The sequence below is a fragment of the Desulfurella multipotens genome (assembly GCF_900101285.1).
GTDB classification, from domain to species: domain Bacteria; phylum Campylobacterota_A; class Desulfurellia; order Desulfurellales; family Desulfurellaceae; genus Desulfurella; species Desulfurella acetivorans.
On sequence record NZ_FMYU01000006.1, the window covers coordinates 115,997 to 136,741 of the forward strand.

The following is a 20,745-nucleotide window of genomic DNA, read 5'->3' on the forward strand; positions in this document are numbered from 1 at the left end:
ACTGGGGGAAAATGGTTGATTTAGATGCAAAAACGATTTTAAAAATAAAAAATGAGAATTACCTTATACATAGTCTAAAAGTTATAGCTAAAACATACCAACAAATAGAACGAATGCCATTTTGCATTAAAATTTTACTTGAAAATATGCTTAGACATAAAGATGATGTATATATAAACAAATACGACATTTTAAACCTAATTAACTTTGATAAAACAGATAAATCAAAAGCAATAACTTTTTTCCCAGAAAGAGTTGTCATGCAAGATTTTACTGGTGTACCGGCTATTGTAGATATTGCAACACTTAAAGATGCTTATGCTTTTCTTGGCGGTGATCCAAAGAAAGTTGATTTATCAGTACCGGTTGATTTAATTATCGACCACTCAATTCAGGTAGATCAATATGGAACAATTAAAGCGATGGATTATAATCTTGCAAAAGAATACAAAAGAAACATGGAGCGCTACGAATTGATTAAATGGGCAAGTCTTTCATTAAAAAATTTTAGAGCGTTCCCACCAAATGCTGGTATCGTGCACCAGGTTAATCTTGAATATTTAGGTGAAGTTGTAAAAACAAAAAAAATAAACAATGAAAAAATGGCTTTTTTTGATACATTAATTGGTACAGATTCACATACTACAATGATAAATGGTTTAAGTATATTTGGCTTTGGCGTTGGAGGTATAGAAGCAGAAGCTGTAATTTTAGGTGAACCATACTACATGAAAATACCAAATGTTATTGGAGTTAGATTAAAAGGAAAACTAAAAGAGGGCTCAACACCAACAGATTTAGCTTTAAGCATAACAAACGAGCTCAGAAAGAATAATGTGGTAGACAGCTTTGTTGAGTATTTTGGTCCTGCTTTAAACCATTTGAGCGTTCCAGATAGAGCTACAATATCCAATATGTCGCCAGAGTATGGCTCCACGGTAGGTTTTTTTCCAATAGATAATCAAACTTTAGAATACCTGGAGCTAACAAACAGGTCACATTTAATTGATTTAATTGAAGCTTATGCAAAACATCAAGGTGTATTTTATGATAGTTCATATGAACCAGAATATTCTAAAATCATTGATTTTGATTTATCTAGCATTGAACCTTCTCTCGCAGGCCCATCTAGACCGCAGGATAAAATAATTTTAAAAGGATCTAAAGCGTAATTTTAATGAATTATTAAATAAAAATATGCAAAGTAAAGAAAATACTTTAAAAAACGAAACTTCAATAGACGAACTACTAAAAAATATGAAATTAGGTGAAGTAAAGGTATATAACAAAAAAAAGTTTGTTAAAATTGAATTTGAAAACGAAGAGTTTATACTCTCAGATGGTAGTATAGCAATAGCAGCCATTACTTCTTGTACCAATACATCAAACCCATATGTAATGATTGGAGCGGGTCTTTTGGCTAAAAAAGCTGTAGAGTTAGGATTAAGTGTTAAACCATACATAAAAACATCACTGGCTCCTGGATCCTGGGTGGTTGATGAATATCTAAAGAAAGCAAATCTTTTGCCATATTTAGAAGCTTTGAGGTTTCATGTTGTAGGTCATGGATGTACAACTTGCATTGGAAATTCCGGTCCACTTCACCCTGTAATAGAAGAAGTTGTTAAAAAAGAAAATTTAATAGTGGCAAGCGTATTATCAGGCAACAGAAATTTTGAAGCGCGCATAAATAATAGCGTAAAAGTAAATTACCTTGCTTCACCTATGCTTGTTGTTGCTTTTGCTTTATCTGGAAATATTGATATTGATATGACAACTGAACCTTTAGGAAAAGATGTAAATGGCAATAATGTTTTTTTAAAAGATTTGTGGCCTTCCAGTTATGAAATTAATGACTATATTAGTAAATATCTCAAAAAAGATCTATTTGAAGATAAGTATGCCACGATTTTTAATGATAAAATCTGGGATAATTTAAAAGTTGAAGCTACTGATTTATATAAATGGCAAAATAATTCTACTTATATAAAAAAAGCCCCTTATTTTGATAATTTTAAAATCGATATTAACCCGATTTCAGAAATAAATAACGCACGAGTACTTGCGTTATTTGGAGATTCTATTACTACAGATCATATCTCTCCAGCTGGAAAAATACCAAAAGATTACCCTGCAGGTAACTATTTAATTCATAACGGTGTAGAAGAAAAAGATTTTAATACATATGGATCAAGGAGGGGTAATCACGAGGTATTAACAAGAGGCACATTTGGAAATGTAAGGTTAAAAAATCTTTTGGTTAAACCAAAAGAAGGGGCTTACACACTTAAGTTTGATCAAAAAAACATTGAGTTCATATACGATGCATCGGTAAAATATCAACAAGAAGGAATTCCTTTAATTGTTATTGCTGGAAAAGAATATGGAAGCGGATCATCTCGCGATTGGGCTGCAAAGGGTCCAAAATTACTTGGAGTTAAAGCAATTCTTGCAAAATCTTTTGAGAGAATTCACCGAAGTAACCTTATCGATATGGGCATATTACCTTTGCAATTTAATGAAAATCAAGATTATGCAACATTAAACCTTGATGGGAGCGAAATTTTTTTTATAAAAGGACTCGAAGATCTTAATCCAAATAAATTATTACATATTACAGCAATAAAATCTGATAAACAAAAGATTGAATTTGATGTTATTGCCAGATTAGATACGCAAAAAGAAATTGAATATTACAAAAATGACGGTATTTTAAGTTTTGTTTTAAGAAAATTACTTAAACAAACACAGGCAAGGGGGAACTAATGAAATTGGAAGAACTCTCAAAACATAATGGTCAAAATGGAGAAAAAGCTTATATTGCCTACAAAGGCAAAGTTTATGATGTAACAAATTCTAAAAGATGGCAAAACGGAGTTCATATGGCTCGTCATAGGGCTGGAGAAGATTTAACAGATTTTTTGGCTTTAGCTCCACATACTGATGAAGTTTTAAAATCATTTGAAGTAGTAGATACGCTTGAAATTGATGAATCAAAAACACAAACTTCAAAAGAAACACTGATAAAATTTTATCAGAAATTTCATCCGCACCCAGTTCTAATCCACTATCCTTTGGGTTTATTCTTCTTTGCTGCGCTTATGCAGTTACTTTTTCTTTTAACTTCACTTTCAAGCTTTGAATTAAGCGCTATTTATGCTTTCTTTGTTGCTACTATTATGGCTATACCTGCAATATCAGCTGGTTTCTTAAGCTGGTGGATAAACTATGATAAGCAAACAACAAAAATTTTTAAAAATAAGATAACATTTTCTATTATATTAGTTTTAATAGGTATTACAGGCATAGTTATCAGGATTACAAATCCAGATATTTCAAGCACAAATAGCCTTGCATTTATCATATATAATGTCCTTATTTTTGCAAATTTACCTATTGTGCTTTTTATAGCGTATGAAGGCGGAAAGATTACTTGGGCTTAAACTTAATAGAAGGAGGATGTTTTATGGATTACACGCTTAAAGAGTTAGAAGAAATGAAACAAATTATTCTAATAGCAATCCCTAAAGAAATCAGTGCAAGAGATTTTTACTTGAATGCAGCAAAAAAATTCAAAACTCAAGAATCTATCCAGCTTTTTTTATCTCTTGCTGAACAGGAAAAAGGACACGAAGCTTCTTTAAGAAAGATACTAAAAGATATAGAAGAAAACATAATAAAAATAAAAAATTCAAAATAATCTAAGGAGGTATTTTTTATGAAACTCAAGTATTTTATAGCAGGTATTGGTTTTTTTACATTTTTAGGTCTAAATAATGCATTTGCGACTAATTTTTCTGGACTAAAAGTTGAAGGAGATTGTTCAATTGTAACAACTTTTACTGTAAATATAGCCAAAAAACCAGAAATTGGCACATATTTAGTAGGTCCAACCGGTATGACTCTATATTATTTAGAAAATGAAACTGACAACAACATAAAATGTAAAAATGAAGTTTGTTTGTCTAAATGGCCTATCTTTTATGAAAAAGAACTTTTTATACCAAGAATGTTAAAATCTAAAGATTTTAAAGTATTTAAAAGACCTGATGGTAAATTACAAATTTCATACGACAATAAACCACTTTACTACTTTGAAGGCGATAAAAAACCCGGTGATACCTTTGGCAATAATTTAAAAACACCAGTTGGTATATGGCATATTATAAAGGTTAAAATACCAATGAGTCAGGAATAATTAAAAATAAAGGAGGTTTTATGGCTTTAGCAATTGGTTCTAAAGTTGAGGATTTTACATTAAAAGATCAGAACTCTAAAGATATCAGTTTAAATTCTTATAAGGGCAAAAAAGTATTACTATCGTTCCACCCACTTGCATGGACAGATGTGTGTGCAAAACAAATGCAAAGTTTAGAAGAAAATTTTGATATTTTCAAACAATTAAATACTGTATGTCTGGGTCTTAGCATAGATACAGTACCATCTAAAAAAGCCTGGGCCAAAAGCCTAAATATAGAAAAGACACCACTTTTGTGTGATTTTTGGCCCCACGGAGAAGTTTCAAAAAAACTCGATGTTTTTATTGAAAAATACGGCTTTTCAGGCAGAGTAAACATGCTGCTTGATGAAAATTTTAATGTAATTTTTACTAAAGTTTACCCAATCAAAGAATTACCGGATATAAACGAGATTATCAAGTTTTTGGAGGAAAATCATGAACGCAATTGATTATGCTTTAGCTTTAGAAGAAGATGGCAAAAACTATTACAATGAACAAGCTTTAAAAGCAAAAAAAAGAGGAGACTAGGTCTTTATTTTTAATGCTTGCAGTTGATGAGACAAGACATTATAAAATTATAGAAAAATTTAAAGAAGGTGTATATGAATACCTTCCTACCTCAACATTTGACAATGTGCCAAATTTATTTAAAAAACTAAAAAATCAAAATAGTGATTTTTCAGATGAACAAAATTTATTAGACGTCTACAGTAAAGCAATAAAAATAGAAATAGATTCAAGAGATTTGTACAAACAAAAATCTCTTGAATCCGATAATGAAAACGAAAAAAACATACTCCAGCTAATTTCAAAAGAAGAAGATAAACACAGAATTATCCTTGAAAACTTAATGGAATTTATAAGGAAAGGTCAGGAATGGGTTGAATCAGCCGAGTTTAGCCATATCGAAGAACAGTTAAGAAAGGAGTAAATATGGATTATACTATTGTCCTTACAGCCGCAGCAGGTCAAGGCGTTGAAACGGTTGAAGCATTAGTCTCAAAAGCCTTTAAAGAAGCAAATTTTTTTGTGTTTTCCGATAAAGAATATATGTCAAGGGTAAGAGGTGGCGTAAACTCTACCACCATAAGGGTTTCATCAAAAGAAAATAAAGGTTACAAGCAGTTTGCCGATTTTTTATTCTTATTTACAAAAAATGCACTTGATCATTCAAAAAATAGAATATCAAAAGATACAATAATTTTTTCAGAAGAAGATTTTATAACAGATGAGTATAAGTCTCAATTTTTTACAGTTGATTTTTTAAAAATAGCTAAAAATCTTGGCAGCGCAATATTTGCCAATACTGTTGCGTTTGGGTTTATATCATCAATTTTTAAGATTAATGCTGACATTGCACATAATGCAATTAAAAACATTTTAAAGATCCTAATGTTGCACAAAAAAACATTGAGGCATACAATGCTGGCTATAATCTATTTAAAGATAGCTCATATAGCAAAATCAAACCACAAATTGATTACCTAACACCAAAAAAATATGCTTTACTAAGTGGTTCACAGGCTGTATCCCTTGGAGCATTATCTTCAAATGCAAAGTTTTTATCTTTTTATCCAATGTCACCATCTACAGATGTTGCAATATTTTTAGCCCATCAAATGGATAAATTTGATATCGTAGTAGAACAATTTGAAGATGAAATATCAGCTGTTAACGCTGCAATTGGTGCATGGTTTGGCGGAGTTAGAGCTTTTGTTACAACATCTGGCGGAGGTTATGCTCTTATGGAAGAAGGCGTAAGTCTTGCTGGTATGACTGAAACACCACTTGTGGTTCATTTAGCTCAAAGACCATCGCCTGCAACCGGTCTTCCTACAAGAACATCTCAAAGCGACCTCAACTTAGTTTTGTACTCTTCTCACGGTGATTTTCCAAGAGCTATATTTTCACCTAGAAATTTAGAAGATGCGTTTTTTGTAACGCAAAAAGCTTTTGATATAGCTGATAAATACCAATGTGTAAGCTATATTTTGACTGACCAATATTTTATGAGCATGATGTATAATATTGATTCAACGCAATTAGAATTTTTGGAACCCAAAAACTATATCATTCAAACACCTCAAGATTACAAAAGGTACGAATTAACTCAAAACGGTATATCAAAAAGAGGCATCCCAGGTTTTGGCGATGGAATTATTGTAGCAAATGGCAACGAGCATGATGAGTATGGAGATATTACAGAAGATGAAACGTTGTCTAAACTCATGCTTGAAAAAAGAATGAGAAAAATAGATGGTATAAAAAGTGAATCATTGAAACCGATGTATATAGGACCACAAATATTTAAAAATTTAGTTGTTTGTTATGGCTCATTGTATGAAAATACAAAAGAGGCTTTAGAATTATTAAAAAGAGATGATACAGGACTATTATGCTATTCTCAGTTGTACCCTTTAAATGATGATGGCTTAAATTACCTTAAAAAAGCACAGAAATTAATCTTTGTTGAGCAAAACTTTTCAGGTCAATTTGCAAACCTGATCTGGAAAGAATATGGCATAAAAGTAGATAAGCTCATAAATAAGTACACAGGAAGACAATTTTTTGTTGAAGAATTAAAAGAAAAACTTGAAATGGCATTGGAGGTTAAATGAGCACGCTTGGTGAATTTGAACCAAAAAGACCTGATTCTTATGATGTATCATGGTGTCCAGGCTGTGGCAATTTTCCACTAAGAGATGCACTGGCTTCAGCTTTCAAAAAATTGAATTTAAAGCCAACAGATATAGCTATAGTTAGCGGCATAGGGCAGGCTGCAAAAATAGTTCATTATATAAATACGCACGGTTTTCATTCGCTACACGGAAGAGCAATACCTATTGCCTCGGCACTTAAAGCTTCAAACCCAAATCTCGTCGTAATTGCTGAAGGTGGCGATGGCGATATGTATTCAGAAGGGGGAAACCATTTTTTGCATGGTATAAGGAGAAACTCAGATATTACAGTTATCATACATAATAACCAAATTTATGGTTTAACAAAAGGGCAGGGCTCACCTACAACAATGATGGGTCAGCATACAACTACTCAGCCATTTGGCGTATTTGAAGAGCCATTAAATGCAATTGCGCTTGCAATAGTTTTAAATGCCTCATTTGTAGCAAGAGCTTATGTTGGAAACAAAGATTACACAGCAGATATTATTGCCCAAGCAATAAATCATAAAGGTTTTGCTGTGGTTGAACTGTTTCAACCATGTGTCAGTTTTAATAAAGTCAATACCTATCAATGGTATAGTGAACACACATACATAATGCAAAATCACGATCCCAAAAATAAAATGATCGCACTCCAAAAAGCACTTGAAAACGATCCCATACCACTTGGTGTTTTTTACATAAACAATAAAAAAACATTTGAAGAAAATCTAATGTGTTACAAACAAGACAATACACCATTGTTTAAAAGGAGTACACAAATCGATAAAATTAAACATTTTATAGATGAAAATTTTTAGCATAAATCAATTTTATCAAATTTTAAATTAACGTATAGGAAATGTAAGAAAAAACTAATAGAGGATAAAAAAATATTAAAATTTTTGCAAAATGATTATATGTAAAACCATATGGAAAAAATAAATATTGAAATTTTATAATACTTGATTTTTTATTTTATCTATAAAATTACTTATTAAAAAATAAATTCTCTTTTATTAAATATGTTTTTGACAAGGGTATTCTTAATATCTCATACAATCAGAAAAGAACGTACAGGTTTAACAATTTCTTTAAGCATTTTATAAATTAAAATATTTTTATACTATTTCATGGTTTATACACCTTCAAAAAACCCTTGATAAAAAATATAACGTACAAATAATCAATAATCGATATAAAAAATACAAAAACTTAAATTATTACATATTCTAAGCTAACTTGATATTAACAATAAGTAGATTAAATTTATTTATTGAGGTAAAAAACCTCTACCAAAACTACTAAAGTTTATTGTAGAAAAACTCTTTTAGCTGATATATTTTAGCAAAAGGAGGGTTATATGGATGCAATAGCTGATTTTCAAAAGCTAATAGAAAGTATATTAGAGAAAGTAAGCAATAGCATTCCTTCAAAGATTATTTACTGGGATGGCTCTACAAAACAGTTTGGAACAATACCGGGCAAGATAACAATAAAGATAAATAGCCCTTTGGTTTTAAAAGAGCTAATGAGTGATTTGAGTCTTGGTTTTGGAGAAAATTACACAAATGGAAATTTAGAGATAGAAGGCAACCTACAGGATGTTTTATACCTTGAACATTTTATAAGAGAAATAGGCATAAAAGCACCTGTAAAAACAAAACTCGAAATCCTTGCAAACAAGCTTTCAAATATAAATTCCAAAAAAGGTTCAAAGAAAAACATATCACACCATTATGATTTAGGCAATGAATTCTTTGGTTTGTTTTTGGATAAAAGCTATACTTACTCATGCGCTTACTTTAAAAACCCAGACGACACAATTGAAAATGCTCAAAACAACAAGTATGAGCTTATATGTAGAAAAATTCATCTGAAAGATAATGATACTGTTTTAGATGTAGGCTGTGGGTTTGGTGGTTTTTTGATATATGCAGCAAAAAGAAATTATATAAAGGGTTTGGGTTGCACTATATCCAAAAACCAGTATGAGTTTGCAAAAGACAAAATCAAAGAAGAAGGCTTGGAAAAAAATATTGAAGTAATATACGAAGACTATAGAAACTTAAAAGGCAAGTTCAACAAATTTGTCTCCATAGGCGCATACGAGCATGTTGGAAAAAACTATGCAGACACATTCTTTAAAAAAATAGATACTCTTCTTGAGCCATACTCAATAGGTCTTTTACATACAATAGGGCACAATGAACCGCTTCCAACAGATCCATGGACACTGAAGTATATTTTTCCGGGTGGTTATCTGCCATCTTTAGAAGAACTTGTAAAAAGAATCAGAAAAGTAAAATTCTACATTATTGATATAGAAAACTTAAGACCTCATTATGCAAAAACAATACATCACTGGATTGAACGATTTGAAAAAAACATTGATAAAGTACAACAACTATTTGATGATAAGTTTGTTAAAATGTGGAGGCTATACCTAAATGGGGCACAAGCGTCATTTAAATGGGGGAATACTCAGCTATACCAGATAGTCTTCTCAAAAGGTCAAATAGATATACCGCTTTATAGGGGAGAAATTTATAATGGATTTTAAGTTATAATAAATATGTGTTTAGTTGTCTTTTCTATAAACCATTTGCAACAATACAAATTAATTTTAGCAGCCAATCGTGATGAATATTTTGAAAGAAAAAGTTTACCTTTTGGTTGGTATAAGTTTGATCATGATACATTGCTTGCTCCAAGAGATTTACAGGCATTTGGGAGCTTTTTTGGAATTACAAAAAAAGGTAAATTAGCATTTTTAACAAATTATAGAAATCCTTATTTATTAAAAACAGATGCACCATCCAGAGGTTTAATTGTATGGGATTATCTAACTAAAAATATTGACGAAAAAAAGTTTATAAAAAATATACAACCTGAAAAATTTAACCCTTTTAATTTTGTATTTGGTACAATTGATGAGCTTTATTATTTTTCCAATATCAATAAAAAACTACTTAAAATAAAAAATGGAATTCACACGTTAAGTAATAGTTTTATAGATGCAAATTGGCCCAAAACTCAAAAAGCAAAAATAAATTTTCAAAATATCATATCATCAACTAAAAATCAGAATACACTAATTGATTCATTATTAGAAATGCTACATGATACCACAAAATTTAAAGATAATTTACCAAATACAGGTATTGATAAAGCATTTGAAATAGAGCTTTCTTCGATTTTTGTCAAAACTCAAAATTATGGAACCCAATACTCGTATGTCTTAATAATAGACAATAATAATAAAGCTATCCTTACGGAAGAAAATCATATGCAAAAAACAAAAGAAACATTTACTTTCGAAATTACTTGAATCAATTATTACATAATCATTTAATACTCACAAAAAAATGGCGCGCCCGAGAGGATTCGAACCTCTGGCCCACGGCTTAGAAGGCCGTTGCTCTATCCAGCTGAGCTACGGGCGCTTATAGTGGTCGGGGTGAGTGGATTTGAACCACCGACCCCCTGCTCCCAAGGCAGGTGCGCTAACCAAACTGCGCTACACCCCGTAAAACAGCTTCAATTTTTTATCATATTTAATCTAAAATTGCAACACTTTTTGTTTGTCAAATTATTTATTTTAATTAAAAATACAATTTGCAAGTTTCTAAAACTTATGATATATACAAACAAGGAGGTATAAGATGCTTAGTGAAACCCATATTATTCTTGTAGTATTACTTGTGGCTTTGATTTTTGGCGCAAGAAAATTACCAGAAATTGGGGCAGGGTTAGGAAAAGGTATTAAAAATTTTAAAAATTCCATAAAAGATACTAAGGAAGAAGAGCCAGAAAAACTCGAAGATAAAGAAAACACAAAATGAAATTCTTAATAAAACCAATCATTGATAAATATTTAGAAAATAAGTCTTATGAGTACGTAAATTATAGTATAGATTATCCTCCAGAAGCAGTATTTGGCGATTACTCAACAAACCTTGCAATGGTTTTAGCAAAAAAAATTAAACAGAATCCCATAAATATAGCACAAGACTTTAAAGCTTTTTGTGAAAATTCTGAATTTAGCAACAAATTTAAAATCAAAATTGAAAAGCCAGGTTTTATTAACTTTTTCCTAACCAATGAAACCATATCTAAAGAATTTTTAACATTGTCGCAAAAAAAAGAGCTATATTTCAAATTGAAAGACATACCAGAAAAAAAGATTCAAATAGAGTTTGTTAGCGCTAATCCAACAGGACCACTTCATATAGGACATGGCAGAGGTGCTGCAATAGGAGATAGTTTAGCAAGAATACTTAATTTTTTGGGCTATAATGTAGTTAGAGAATACTATATTAATGATGCTGGTTACCAAATGTACATGCTTGGTTTATCAACTTTCTTAAGATATAAAGAGTTGCTTGGTCAAAAAATAGAATTTCCACAAGATGCTTACCAGGGAGAATACATAAAAGATATTGCACGTGATTTAATAAAAACTTACCAGGATAATTTACTCAGCATGGATAATGCTATCGACATCTGTTTAGATAAAGCTAAAAACACAATTATGAATGATATTCTGCATGATATGGAAAATTTTAAGGTAACATTTGATGTTTTCTTTAGCGAAAGTAGTTTATTCCAAAACAACGAAGTAGAACACACCATTGAACTTCTTAAATCTAAAGGTTTTACTTACGAAAAAGATGGTGCTTTATGGCTTAAAACAACACAGTTTAACGACGACAAAGACAGAGTCCTTATAAAGCAAGATGGCAAATATACTTATTTATCAAGTGATATTGCATACCATAAAAACAAATTTTTAAAGCGTGGATTCGATATGGTTATAGATATTTGGGGCTCAGATCATCATGGATATGTTGCAAGGCTTAAAGCTGCATTGGAAGCTTTAGGCATTGATAGTCAAAAATTAATTGTGTTACTTGTACAATTCGTAAATTTAATCCAAGAAAATAATAAAATTTCTATGTCAACAAGAAAAGCTACATATATTGAGTTAAAAGAACTCATAAACGAAATTGGCACAGATGCTGCTCGATTTATTTTTGTATCAAAAAGCATTAATTCACATTTAGATATAGATATTTCACTTTTAAAGAAAAAATCTATGGATAACCCGGTTTACTACATACAATACGCTCATGCTCGAATTATGAGCATTTTAGAAAAAAGTAATTGCAATAACGAATTAGATGAAAGTATGATCAAGCTTTTGCAAGAAACTGAAGAAATTAATCTAATTAAATCTTTACTTCAGTTTAAAGAGTATTTGCATGATAGCGCAAAAACTTTAGAACCATATCTGATTACAAAATCTTTGCTTATGATTTCAGAAAAACTACATCAATTTTACAATAAACACAAAGTTATTGGTGAAAATAAAGATTTAAGTTGTGCAAGGGTGGGATTAATTAAAACCGTTGCTTTTGTTTTGGCTTTGGGTTTATCATTAATTGGTATTCAAGCAAAGAACAAAATGTGAGGTTATTATGGATCAAGAAAAATTTAAATTTGATCAAAGCAACCAAAACTCACAAAGAAAAACGAGTTTTGGAATTTGGACATTGATTATCTCAATTATAATTGCTTTTGGTTTTGGCTATGGTGTAGGTTTTGTTTCATCTGCTTATTTTAGAAATATCAATATAAACAAAGAACTTGCAAGTAATATACAGATACTTCAAGCTAACAACACTTCATCTGCCGAACCACAAAAACCAAAATCAATTACAAATAACCAGGCTAAAATAACTATTCAAACAAATAGCACAAATACCACGAAATCTGAGATAAATGCAATTGCTAACAGTCTTGCCAATCAAACAAATGAAACCAAAAGCTCAAAAACGCAAGAAATCCAAAAATCTGCGCAACAAATAGCTACACAGGCTAAACCAAAAATACATGAAATTAAAAACTCAACTACAAACGTTAATGAACAAAAAGTATCTAGTCAGCAAAAGGTACCTAAAGAACAAGCCAATTACATCGTTCAAGTTGCATCATTTCCTGATAGATCGAAAGCATTAAATTTGGTTATTTCACTTATCCAAAAAGGCTATAATGCTTCAAGTGAGCAGACAATAATAAACAATACTCCATACACAAGAGTAATAATAGCAGTTCATAGTCTTTCACAGGCAAATAAAATTGCAGAAAAATTAAAAACAGAAGGCATAACAAATCTGCCTATAATATATGAGAGGAAACAATGATACCTTATCCAAACATTAACCCAATAGCTTTTTCAATTGGACCATTTCATATCTTTGGCAAAACAATTGGACCATTTAATGCAAGGTGGTACGGTATAGCTTATGCATTAGGTTTTTTAATAGGATATTTTTATATCAAACACAGAATAAAAATTTCTGATTATTTTAAAAACAAATCGATAGCAGATGATTTGATATTTTATTCCATAATAGGAGTAATAATTGGTGGTAGGCTAGGCTATGTGCTCATTTACAACTTTGCTTATTATATGAATCACCCGCTTAGAATATTCTATGTATGGCAAGGCGGGATGAGTTTCCACGGTGCTTTAATAGGTCTTGTTTTGGTAGGTTTGTATATCTCCAAAAAATACAATGTAAGGTTTTATAAACTTGCAGATGAAGTTGCTGTTATTGCTCCTGTTGGTATTTTCTTTGGAAGAATTGCAAATTTTATAAACGACGAATTGTGGGGTAGGCCATCAAATCTTCCATGGGCAATTGCCTTTCCAAGAGGCGGCTATATTCCAAGGCAACCATCTCAACTCTACGAAGCTTTATTTGAAGGTCTAATATTATTTTTGATCTTGTATTTTTCGCGTGATAAACTAATTAAAAAAGAAGGTTTTTTATTCTGGTTATTTGTATTGTTATATGGTATATTTAGATTTTTTGTTGAATTTACAAGAGAACCAGACCCTCAAATAGGTTTTATTCTGGGTTTTACTATGGGACAATGGTTGTGTTTAGCTATGATTTTAGTATCTACAATTTTCTTTATTGTCCTAAGAAAAAAATGGAAAAATGCAACCTGAAGAAATAATATCACTAAAACTTAAATCTATAGAAGATAAAAAAAAAGAGTTACCTTATCATATACTAGAAATGGGTCTAAATATGTTATATAAGGAACCTATAGATTTAAAAGAGGTATTTTCAAAAGACTTTTGTGAAATAGCAGAAATAAAAAACTTCGACCAAGATAAGACTTACGATATTACTAAAATCACAAGTGCTCTTATTATCAATTCTGATGATGTATTTTTACATGGTTCATTGGAAAATATTTCTTATGCCAAAGAAAATTTTAATTTACCAGTAATAGCAAGAGATTTTTTTTTGGAAGAGTATCAGGTTTATTTAATAAGGATTTACCAAGCAGATGGCATTATTATAGAGCCAAGTTTAATTGATGATCAAACATTAGAAAAAATTTCACTATTAAGCCTTGCTATGGGTATTGAGCCAATATACGAGATACGAACACAAAATGATATAGATAGATTAAAAAAATTTGATTTTGCCAATATGTTTATTTTTGAAAATGAAAATCTAATATCAAATATTAAAAAAACTAAATTCAATATTTTTTACGACACAGCAAAAAATAAAGAAAATTTAACTGAAAGGGGGGCAAAAATATTTATCAGGGTTTTAATTTAGATGAATTTAAACAAAAAACTATATATTTTATTGGCATTGGTGGCATTGGAATGAGTTCTATTGCACAATACTTACATACAAAAGGTTATAAAATAAAAGGCTCAGACCAAAGCGAAAATAAAAATGTCTCAGCATTAAAAGAATTAGGTATAAAAGTAAATATAGGACATTTTCCGCAAAATTTAACTGATGATATAGCGCTTGTTGTAATATCATCTGCTATAAAAGAGGATAATCCTGAAGTTATTCAAGCCAAAAAAAACAATATAAGAGTTTTAAAAAGGTATGAATTACTGGCTTTGCTTTTTAATGAAAAATTTGGTATAGCAATTGCAGGATCTCATGGAAAAACTACTACTACATCGCTTGCCACAGAACTTTTATGTGAAGCATCTTTAAACCCTACAGCTATTATTGGCGGCAAAATCCAAAAAATAAAACAAAATGTAATGTGTGGAAACAGTAATTACTTTATTGCCGAAGCAGATGAAAGCGATGGAGGTTTTTTGCTTTTAAACCCAAAAATAGCTATTGTAACAAACATAGACAACGACCATTTAAATTTTTACAAAAATTTTGAAAATGAAATAGAAGCGTTTAAAGAATTTATTAAAAAAAGTAATTATGCAATACTAAATATAGATGATGAAAATTTATCAAAAATTATTAAGGAATTAAACAAAGAGCGTTGTTTTACTTATTCTATACAAAATAAAAACGCTCATTTTTGGGCTGAAAATATAACGCATAATGGAAAATCAAGTCAATTTGTTGTCCACACGCCTCAAGAAAATATTGATATAACACTAAATATACCAGGAATTCATAATATTTCAAACTCTTTAGCAATCGTAGCATTATCACATATATTGCGCATAGAAAAACATTATTTACAAAGAACACTTGAGTTTTTTAGCGGTGTGGATAGAAGATTTAGTTTCAGATCGTTTTTAAAAGATGGCGTTGAAGTATATGATGATTATGCACATCACCCAAGAGAAATAGAAGCTACGCTTCAAGCAGCTAAACAAACTGCTAAATCTCGGGTTATTGCAATTTTTCAGCCACATCGCTACACTAGAGTACAATCTCTAATGAATGAGTTTGCAAAATCTTTTAAACTTGCTGATGTGGTATTTTTGCTTGATATTTATCCGGCAGGTGAGTCCCCAATTGAGGGAATAAATTCAAAAATACTTGCAGAAAATATCAATAAATTTTCAAACAATTGTATTTATATTGATGACATATCAAAAATAAAACCAATGTTACTTAAAGAAACAAAATCTGGCGATTTAGTAATTACAATGGGAGCAGGCGACATTACTAAACTTTCTTATCAGCTTAATGCTAATGAAACAAATTAAAATAAATACCAATCTTATAACATCTTTTAAGCAAAATGGAACATGCACACTAAATGTCATAGAAAATATGGATGATTTGCATGAAATAGAGCAGGGCAAATTAGTCGGCGAAGGAAGCAATATTATAATAAGAAACCATCAAAATTTATATAAACTTTCTAAAACATTTTCATATGTAAATATTGTAGATTCTTTGGTTATTGTCGGAGGATCAACTAAAATCAGTCTTATAAATAAAATTTTAATAAAAAATGGTTTATCTGGCCTTGAATTTCTAGGCGGAGTTCCAGCAAGCATCGGAGGATGTGTTAGAATGAATGCTGGTGCGTTTGGAAAAAGTATTTCAGATATTTTTGAGTATGCCATATGTTATAATCATGATAAAGGCATTTATACTATTCATAAAGATAATGCTTATTTTTCCTACAGGAATTCAAATTTTAAGGATAATGTTATTCTAGAAGTAGGTCTAAGGCTTAAAAAATCAAATTATCACGATATCATAACTAAATTAAACGAAAACACCAAAATAAGACTTTCAAAAGCTCCATTACTTCGTACATTTGGAAGCGTGTTTAAAAATCCACCAAACATGGTGGCTGGTAAATTAATTGAAGAATGTTATCTTAAAGGTAAAATTATAGGTGATGCTATGATTTGCAAAAAACATGCCAACTATATAGTAAATTTAAACAAAGCCACTGCAGATGATGTCTTGTATTTAATTGATATTATAAAAAACAATGTTTATAAAAAATTCAATGTTGAGCTTGAAGAGGAGGTTGTAATTTTATGAGCATACTTGTTGTGTGTGGAGGTGATTCATCAGAAAGAGAAGTATCAATAAGAAGCGGAAGCGCGATTCACCAAGCTCTTTTAAATTTAAAATATGATGCGCAAAAATATATTTGCGAAAACAAAAAAGATTGTATAGAAACAATACTAAAGAAAAAACCTGATGTAGTTTTTATAGCTTTACATGGTGGATTTGGTGAAGACGGTACTCTTCAAGCAGCACTTGAAATGCATAATATAAAATATACTGGTTCAAATTCACTAACCAGTAAAGTATGTATGAATAAATTTTTTACAAAAGCTATTTTAAAAGAATATCATATACCCACAAAACCCGCACTTTTAGCAAAGGATATAAAAGATATAATTAATATAAATAGTTTTCCAGTATGCATTAAACCAAACAATGAAGGCTCTTCAATTGGTGTTGAATTCGCCTACGATGACATTCAACTCAAAGCAAAATTTAGCGAACTTATAAAACAATTTAAAGAATTAATTATTGAAGAAAAAATTACAGGCATAGAAGTAACACTTAGCATGATAAACTCAGAATGCCTACCTTTAATAGAAATTGCACCCAAAAAAGGCTTTTATGATTATCAAAACAAATACACATCTGGTGCAACCGAATATATAATACCCGCAAGAATAAATCAATCAACTATTGACGAAATTAATAGAATTGGAAAAACAATATATAAAGCATTTTATTGTAAAGGTGCAATAAGAATTGATATGATGATAGAAAAAAACATACCATACGTTTTAGAAATAAATACAATTCCTGGTATGACTCAAACAAGTCTGTTACCAAAAGCAGCAAAAAGTGTCAATATAAATTTTGAAATGCTTGTTGAAAAAATACTTAAATCTGCATATGAAGGATTTTAAGAATTTTAAAACTTATAAAAAACCAAAAAAAAACTATTCTATAATTAAAAGAAAAATATTTTTGAATTTATTACTTGTATTAATACTCATTATTTTTTCTTATGGAATATATCAAGTTTTGCATATCTTAAAAAATGCTCAAGAATCAAAATTAAGATACGTATATCTAAAAGGAAATAAAATTCTTGAATCAAGCTATCTAATTCACAGTTTAGGGATAACCAATAATACAAAACTAAATTCACACTTAAAATTAGATGTTTACAACAAATTAACAAAAAACCCATTTATTGCAAACGCAAAAATTGCTATTATTAAACCAGATACGCTTTATATTGATATTAATGAAAAGACCCCATTATGTATCTTAGAGGTAAATAACAAACAGTTACTATTCTCTAATGATGGTCAATATATAACTGATAATATTGATCCTAAAAAAATTAAGGTCGATAAAATTTTACACATTAAAATGGCGAATTTAACACCTCAAATTAACAATAAAAAGGTCGTATTAGAGCTTGTAAATTTATACAAAAAATTAGACAAACTAGAAAAAATTAGTTATATTATAATGGAAGACAATAAGTTTGGGGTTAATTTGAAAAATGGGATTATGGTAACAGCTAATATGTTTAATTGTGATTATGATAAATCAGTAGAAAGGCTTGAAACGATTTGGCCAAAACTTTTGCCTGACGCTGATAAGATTGAAAATGTATCAATATGTTATCCAGATAGAATTATTATAAAATGGAAAACAAAGGAGACAAAAAGTGGAAGATAGCGGTAGAATTATAGTAGGTTTGGACATAGGTACAACCAAAGTGTGCACAGTTGTAGGCAAATATGATTCAACAGAGCTAAAAATAATTGGTATTGGAACAAACCCATCTTCCGGCCTTAGAAAAGGTATTGTAATAAACATAGATCAAGCTGTTGATTCAATCAAAAAATCCATCTTCAAAGCTGAGCAAATGAGCGGTATTAAAATAACAAATGTTTATGCTGGTATTTCTGGCAGCCACATACGTTCTTATAATTCGACTGGCGTGATAGCTGTAAAAGGTAACGAAGTTACAGAATCCGATATAAAAAGGGTAATTGATGGCGCTAAAGCTATTATTATTCCTCCAGATAGAGAAATTATACATGTCATACCTCAAGAATTCATTGTTGACGAACAAACTGGAATAAAAGAACCACTTGGTATGTCTTGCACCAGGCTTGAAGCCAAAGTACATGTTGTCACAGGTAGCGTATCAAATATACAAAATATTATAAAATGCTGCCAAAAAAGTAGTTTAAATGTAGTTGATATTGTTTTGCAACCAATAGCATCATCACTTGCTGTATTAACACAAGATGAAAAAGATATTGGAGTTTGTTTGGTTGATATTGGCGGTGGCACTACTGATGTAGCTGTATTTTTAAACAATTCACTAAGACATACTTTTGTTTTATCAATTGGTGGAGATCATATAACAAATGACATTTCCGTAGCATTCAGACTGCCATATAAAGAAGCGGAAAATTTAAAAATCAACTATGGTACAGCCATGATAGAAGGTAACTACGAAGACGAAACAATCGAACTTCAAAGAAATTTTTCATCAAAAATTAAACAAATCTACAAAAGTGATTTAGCTCAAGTAATAGAACCAAGAATAGAAGAAATATTTTCTTTAGTGAAAGAAGAACTTGATAAAATGAATATTTTAGGACTATTAGGTGCTGGTGTAGTTTTAACTGGTGGAACTGCTATGCTTGAAAATATAACAGATTTAGCGGAAAACATATTTAAATTACCTGTTAGGGTAGGTTATCCTATAAACATTGGTGGTATAAAAGATGCATTGGATAACCCAATGTATTCAACGGCTATTGGTCTTACAATGTATGCAGTAGAAAATAGACAAGAAAAAGGTGATGTGTTAGCAACACCAAATAGTGGTGATACGTCTTTTTCTTCAATTATTTCAAAAATGAAGAAATGGATTAAGGAGATGTTTTAAATGAGTGAAGCAAAGCAAAAAATAACTGAGACATTTCGTGATGGGGCTATTATAAAGGTTGTTGGCGTAGGCGGTGGTGGATCTAACGCAGTAAACAATATGGTTAAATATGGAATAAAACATGTAGAATTCATATCAATTAACACAGATAAACAAGCTTTGGATTTATCTTTGGCCCCAAATAAATTACAAATCGGTGTTAATTTAACAAAAGGATTAGGTGCAGGCAGTGATCCTCAAAAAGGCAAACAAGCCGCAGAAGAAAGCATTGAAGATATCAAAAAAACACTTCAAGGCGCTGATATGGTTTTTATAACAGCAGGAATGGGAGGTGGCACAGGCACAGGCGCAAGCCCAATAATAGCAAAGGTAGCTAAAGAATTAGGGGCACTAACAATTGGTGTTGTAACAAAACCATTCAGCTATGAAGGAAAAAATAAAGAAAAAATTGCTAAAGAAGGCTTAGAATCGCTTAAACAAATTGTTGATAGTATAATTATCGTGCCTAATCAAAAACTGTTTGATTTTTATAAAAACTTAACACTTATTGATGCTTTTAAAAAAGTTGATGATATTTTAAGACAAGCAGTACAAAGTATAGTTGAACTTGTTCAAAAACCTTCTGATAATGCTTCATTTATTATTAATATTGATTTTGCAGATGCACAAACAATAATGAGTGAAAAAGGTATTGCTCTAATGGGAATAGGCGAAGCAACTGGCGATAACAGAATTAAAATAGCTACAGAAATGGCAATATCAAACCCTTTGCTTGAAAATACTAGCATTGAAGGCGCAAAAGGTATTTTAATGAATATCACAGCAAGCAGTAATTTTGGATTACAAGAATTGGAAGAAGCGGCTAGCATAATCCAAAATGCCATGAATGAGCAAGCAATATTTAAATATGGTTTTATTGTCAATGATGCATTAGAAGATAAAGTAAGAGTAACAATTATTGCAACTGGTTTTGAAGAAAAAAATAAAGATTCAATAAAAAAAACCAATATAAAGTATAAAAATATAGATAAAAATTACTTCAATGAAATAAGGAAAATATCTGAAATGCCAATTGAAGATAAATTTGATATACCAACTTACATAAGAAATAAAGAAGAGTAGAAA

General features: G+C 30.4%; 23 protein-coding genes and 2 tRNA genes. 23 read left to right on the forward strand and 2 right to left on the reverse strand.

Features of this window, described 5'->3' with window-relative positions; all coding sequences use genetic code 11:
* The first annotated feature begins 11 nt into the window (after nt 1–11).
* The 12 genes from BLQ93_RS09760 to BLQ93_RS05120 all read left to right on the forward strand — a co-directional run bounded on the left by BLQ93_RS09760 (nt 12) and on the right by BLQ93_RS05120 (nt 10,231).
* Entirely contained in the window at nt 12–1,172 is a 1,161-nt protein-coding gene (locus tag BLQ93_RS09760) for an aconitase family protein (protein ID WP_173801013.1), read from the forward strand.
* Between the two features lie 25 nt (nt 1,173–1,197).
* The gene (gene acnA, locus BLQ93_RS09765) at nt 1,198–2,766 is read left to right on the forward strand and encodes an aconitate hydratase AcnA (RefSeq protein ID WP_173801015.1); all 1,569 of its coding nucleotides are present in this window, start codon (nt 1,198–1,200) and stop codon (nt 2,764–2,766) included.
* The gene (locus tag BLQ93_RS05075; RefSeq protein ID WP_092128651.1) at nt 2,766–3,443 is read left to right on the forward strand and encodes a cytochrome b5 domain-containing protein; all 678 of its coding nucleotides are present in this window, start codon (nt 2,766–2,768) and stop codon (nt 3,441–3,443) included. Before acnA ends, BLQ93_RS05075 begins: the two co-directional genes overlap by 1 nt.
* A 23-nt stretch (nt 3,444–3,466) precedes the next feature.
* A complete protein-coding gene (locus BLQ93_RS05080; RefSeq protein WP_092128653.1) occupies nt 3,467–3,700 on the forward strand; it encodes a ferritin family protein in 234 nt (77 codons plus the stop codon).
* 18 nt (nt 3,701–3,718) lie between these two features.
* Nucleotides 3,719–4,198 carry a COG4315 family predicted lipoprotein gene (locus BLQ93_RS05085; RefSeq protein ID WP_092128655.1) on the forward strand — a complete coding sequence of 160 codons (480 nt, stop codon included), beginning with the start codon at nt 3,719–3,721 and terminating at the stop codon, nt 4,196–4,198.
* Between the two features lie 20 nt (nt 4,199–4,218).
* Complete coding sequence (locus tag BLQ93_RS05090; RefSeq protein ID WP_025391731.1) at nt 4,219–4,689, forward strand: redoxin domain-containing protein; 471 nt, start codon at nt 4,219–4,221, stop codon at nt 4,687–4,689.
* 92 nt (nt 4,690–4,781) lie between these two features.
* Nucleotides 4,782–5,171, forward strand: coding sequence for a ferritin family protein (locus BLQ93_RS05095; protein ID WP_092128657.1), 390 nt, complete (start codon nt 4,782–4,784; stop codon nt 5,169–5,171).
* A gap of 2 nt (nt 5,172–5,173) precedes the next feature.
* Nucleotides 5,174–5,728, forward strand: coding sequence for a 2-oxoacid:ferredoxin oxidoreductase subunit gamma family protein (locus tag BLQ93_RS05100; protein ID WP_092128659.1), 555 nt, complete (start codon nt 5,174–5,176; stop codon nt 5,726–5,728).
* The gene (locus BLQ93_RS05105; protein WP_281182324.1) at nt 5,716–6,858 is read left to right on the forward strand and encodes a hypothetical protein; all 1,143 of its coding nucleotides are present in this window, start codon (nt 5,716–5,718) and stop codon (nt 6,856–6,858) included. Before BLQ93_RS05100 ends, BLQ93_RS05105 begins: the two co-directional genes overlap by 13 nt.
* Nucleotides 6,855–7,721 (forward strand): thiamine pyrophosphate-dependent enzyme, encoded by an 867-nt coding sequence (locus BLQ93_RS05110; RefSeq protein WP_092128663.1) that lies wholly within the window; start codon nt 6,855–6,857, stop codon nt 7,719–7,721. Before BLQ93_RS05105 ends, BLQ93_RS05110 begins: the two co-directional genes overlap by 4 nt.
* A 542-nt stretch (nt 7,722–8,263) precedes the next feature.
* A complete protein-coding gene (locus BLQ93_RS05115) occupies nt 8,264–9,463 on the forward strand; it encodes an SAM-dependent methyltransferase (RefSeq protein ID WP_092128665.1) in 1,200 nt (399 codons plus the stop codon).
* Nucleotides 9,464–9,475: 12 nt separating this feature from the next.
* Nucleotides 9,476–10,231 carry an NRDE family protein gene (locus tag BLQ93_RS05120; RefSeq protein ID WP_092128667.1) on the forward strand — a complete coding sequence of 252 codons (756 nt, stop codon included), beginning with the start codon at nt 9,476–9,478 and terminating at the stop codon, nt 10,229–10,231.
* A gap of 38 nt (nt 10,232–10,269) precedes the next feature.
* Here the strand turns inward: BLQ93_RS05120 and BLQ93_RS05125 are convergent.
* Nucleotides 10,270–10,346 (reverse strand) — tRNA-Arg (locus tag BLQ93_RS05125).
* Nucleotides 10,347–10,352: 6 nt separating this feature from the next.
* Nucleotides 10,353–10,430, reverse strand: a tRNA-Pro gene (locus BLQ93_RS05130).
* A 135-nt stretch (nt 10,431–10,565) separates the two neighbouring features.
* On the opposite strand from BLQ93_RS05130, the gene tatA reads away from it, so the two are divergent.
* The 11 genes from tatA to ftsZ are packed head-to-tail and all read left to right on the forward strand — an operon-like array spanning nt 10,566 to nt 20,742.
* Nucleotides 10,566–10,745 carry a twin-arginine translocase TatA/TatE family subunit gene (tatA, locus tag BLQ93_RS05135; protein WP_025391725.1) on the forward strand — a complete coding sequence of 60 codons (180 nt, stop codon included), beginning with the start codon at nt 10,566–10,568 and terminating at the stop codon, nt 10,743–10,745.
* Nucleotides 10,742–12,373 (forward strand): arginine--tRNA ligase, encoded by a 1,632-nt coding sequence (argS, locus tag BLQ93_RS05140; protein WP_092128669.1) that lies wholly within the window; start codon nt 10,742–10,744, stop codon nt 12,371–12,373. Before tatA ends, argS begins: the two co-directional genes overlap by 4 nt.
* A gap of 7 nt (nt 12,374–12,380) precedes the next feature.
* Complete coding sequence (locus BLQ93_RS05145) at nt 12,381–13,106, forward strand: SPOR domain-containing protein (protein ID WP_092128671.1); 726 nt, start codon at nt 12,381–12,383, stop codon at nt 13,104–13,106.
* Nucleotides 13,103–13,921, forward strand: coding sequence for a prolipoprotein diacylglyceryl transferase (lgt, locus tag BLQ93_RS05150; protein WP_092128673.1), 819 nt, complete (start codon nt 13,103–13,105; stop codon nt 13,919–13,921). The genes BLQ93_RS05145 and lgt overlap by 4 nt, the downstream gene beginning before the upstream one ends.
* Complete coding sequence (locus BLQ93_RS05155) at nt 13,911–14,549, forward strand: beta/alpha barrel domain-containing protein (protein ID WP_092128675.1); 639 nt, start codon at nt 13,911–13,913, stop codon at nt 14,547–14,549. The genes lgt and BLQ93_RS05155 overlap by 11 nt, the downstream gene beginning before the upstream one ends.
* 29 nt (nt 14,550–14,578) lie before the next feature.
* Nucleotides 14,579–15,916 carry a UDP-N-acetylmuramate--L-alanine ligase gene (murC, locus tag BLQ93_RS05160; protein WP_281182325.1) on the forward strand — a complete coding sequence of 446 codons (1,338 nt, stop codon included), beginning with the start codon at nt 14,579–14,581 and terminating at the stop codon, nt 15,914–15,916.
* On the forward strand, nt 15,903–16,712 hold the full coding sequence (gene murB, locus BLQ93_RS05165) for a UDP-N-acetylmuramate dehydrogenase (RefSeq protein ID WP_159427501.1): 810 nt from the start codon (nt 15,903–15,905) through the stop codon (nt 16,710–16,712). The genes murC and murB overlap by 14 nt, the downstream gene beginning before the upstream one ends.
* Nucleotides 16,709–17,605: a D-alanine--D-alanine ligase family protein gene (locus tag BLQ93_RS05170; protein WP_092128679.1), complete on the forward strand. Its 897-nt coding sequence runs from the start codon at nt 16,709–16,711 to the stop codon at nt 17,603–17,605. Before murB ends, BLQ93_RS05170 begins: the two co-directional genes overlap by 4 nt.
* Entirely contained in the window at nt 17,592–18,392 is an 801-nt protein-coding gene (locus BLQ93_RS05175; RefSeq protein ID WP_143338699.1) for a cell division protein FtsQ/DivIB, read from the forward strand. Before BLQ93_RS05170 ends, BLQ93_RS05175 begins: the two co-directional genes overlap by 14 nt.
* Entirely contained in the window at nt 18,382–19,620 is a 1,239-nt protein-coding gene (gene ftsA / locus BLQ93_RS05180; RefSeq protein ID WP_092128683.1) for a cell division protein FtsA, read from the forward strand. The genes BLQ93_RS05175 and ftsA overlap by 11 nt, the downstream gene beginning before the upstream one ends.
* A complete protein-coding gene (ftsZ, locus tag BLQ93_RS05185) occupies nt 19,621–20,742 on the forward strand; it encodes a cell division protein FtsZ (protein WP_092128686.1) in 1,122 nt (373 codons plus the stop codon).
* The last annotated feature ends 3 nt before the right edge of the window (nt 20,743–20,745 follow it).

Coding starts and splice junctions, on each gene's coding strand:
- BLQ93_RS05095 (WP_092128657.1), top strand. CDS start 4,782: ATGCTTGCAGTTGATGAGACAAGACATTATAAAATTATAGAAAAATTT.
- lgt (WP_092128673.1), top strand. CDS start 13,103: ATGATACCTTATCCAAACATTAACCCAATAGCTTTTTCAATTGGACCA.
- BLQ93_RS05170 (WP_092128679.1), top strand. CDS start 16,709: ATGAGCATACTTGTTGTGTGTGGAGGTGATTCATCAGAAAGAGAAGTA.
- BLQ93_RS05075 (WP_092128651.1), top strand. CDS start 2,766: ATGAAATTGGAAGAACTCTCAAAACATAATGGTCAAAATGGAGAAAAA.
- BLQ93_RS05090 (WP_025391731.1), top strand. CDS start 4,219: ATGGCTTTAGCAATTGGTTCTAAAGTTGAGGATTTTACATTAAAAGAT.
- tatA (WP_025391725.1), top strand. CDS start 10,566: ATGCTTAGTGAAACCCATATTATTCTTGTAGTATTACTTGTGGCTTTG.
- BLQ93_RS05120 (WP_092128667.1), top strand. CDS start 9,476: ATGTGTTTAGTTGTCTTTTCTATAAACCATTTGCAACAATACAAATTA.
- BLQ93_RS05145 (WP_092128671.1), top strand. CDS start 12,381: ATGGATCAAGAAAAATTTAAATTTGATCAAAGCAACCAAAACTCACAA.
- BLQ93_RS05085 (WP_092128655.1), top strand. CDS start 3,719: ATGAAACTCAAGTATTTTATAGCAGGTATTGGTTTTTTTACATTTTTA.
- ftsZ (WP_092128686.1), top strand. CDS start 19,621: ATGAGTGAAGCAAAGCAAAAAATAACTGAGACATTTCGTGATGGGGCT.
- BLQ93_RS05175 (WP_143338699.1), top strand. CDS start 17,592: ATGAAGGATTTTAAGAATTTTAAAACTTATAAAAAACCAAAAAAAAAC.
- BLQ93_RS05110 (WP_092128663.1), top strand. CDS start 6,855: ATGAGCACGCTTGGTGAATTTGAACCAAAAAGACCTGATTCTTATGAT.
- BLQ93_RS05115 (WP_092128665.1), top strand. CDS start 8,264: ATGGATGCAATAGCTGATTTTCAAAAGCTAATAGAAAGTATATTAGAG.
- BLQ93_RS05080 (WP_092128653.1), top strand. CDS start 3,467: ATGGATTACACGCTTAAAGAGTTAGAAGAAATGAAACAAATTATTCTA.
- argS (WP_092128669.1), top strand. CDS start 10,742: ATGAAATTCTTAATAAAACCAATCATTGATAAATATTTAGAAAATAAG.
- acnA (WP_173801015.1), top strand. CDS start 1,198: ATGCAAAGTAAAGAAAATACTTTAAAAAACGAAACTTCAATAGACGAA.
- BLQ93_RS05155 (WP_092128675.1), top strand. CDS start 13,911: ATGCAACCTGAAGAAATAATATCACTAAAACTTAAATCTATAGAAGAT.
- murB (WP_159427501.1), top strand. CDS start 15,903: ATGAAACAAATTAAAATAAATACCAATCTTATAACATCTTTTAAGCAA.
- BLQ93_RS09760 (WP_173801013.1), top strand. CDS start 12: ATGGTTGATTTAGATGCAAAAACGATTTTAAAAATAAAAAATGAGAAT.
- BLQ93_RS05100 (WP_092128659.1), top strand. CDS start 5,174: ATGGATTATACTATTGTCCTTACAGCCGCAGCAGGTCAAGGCGTTGAA.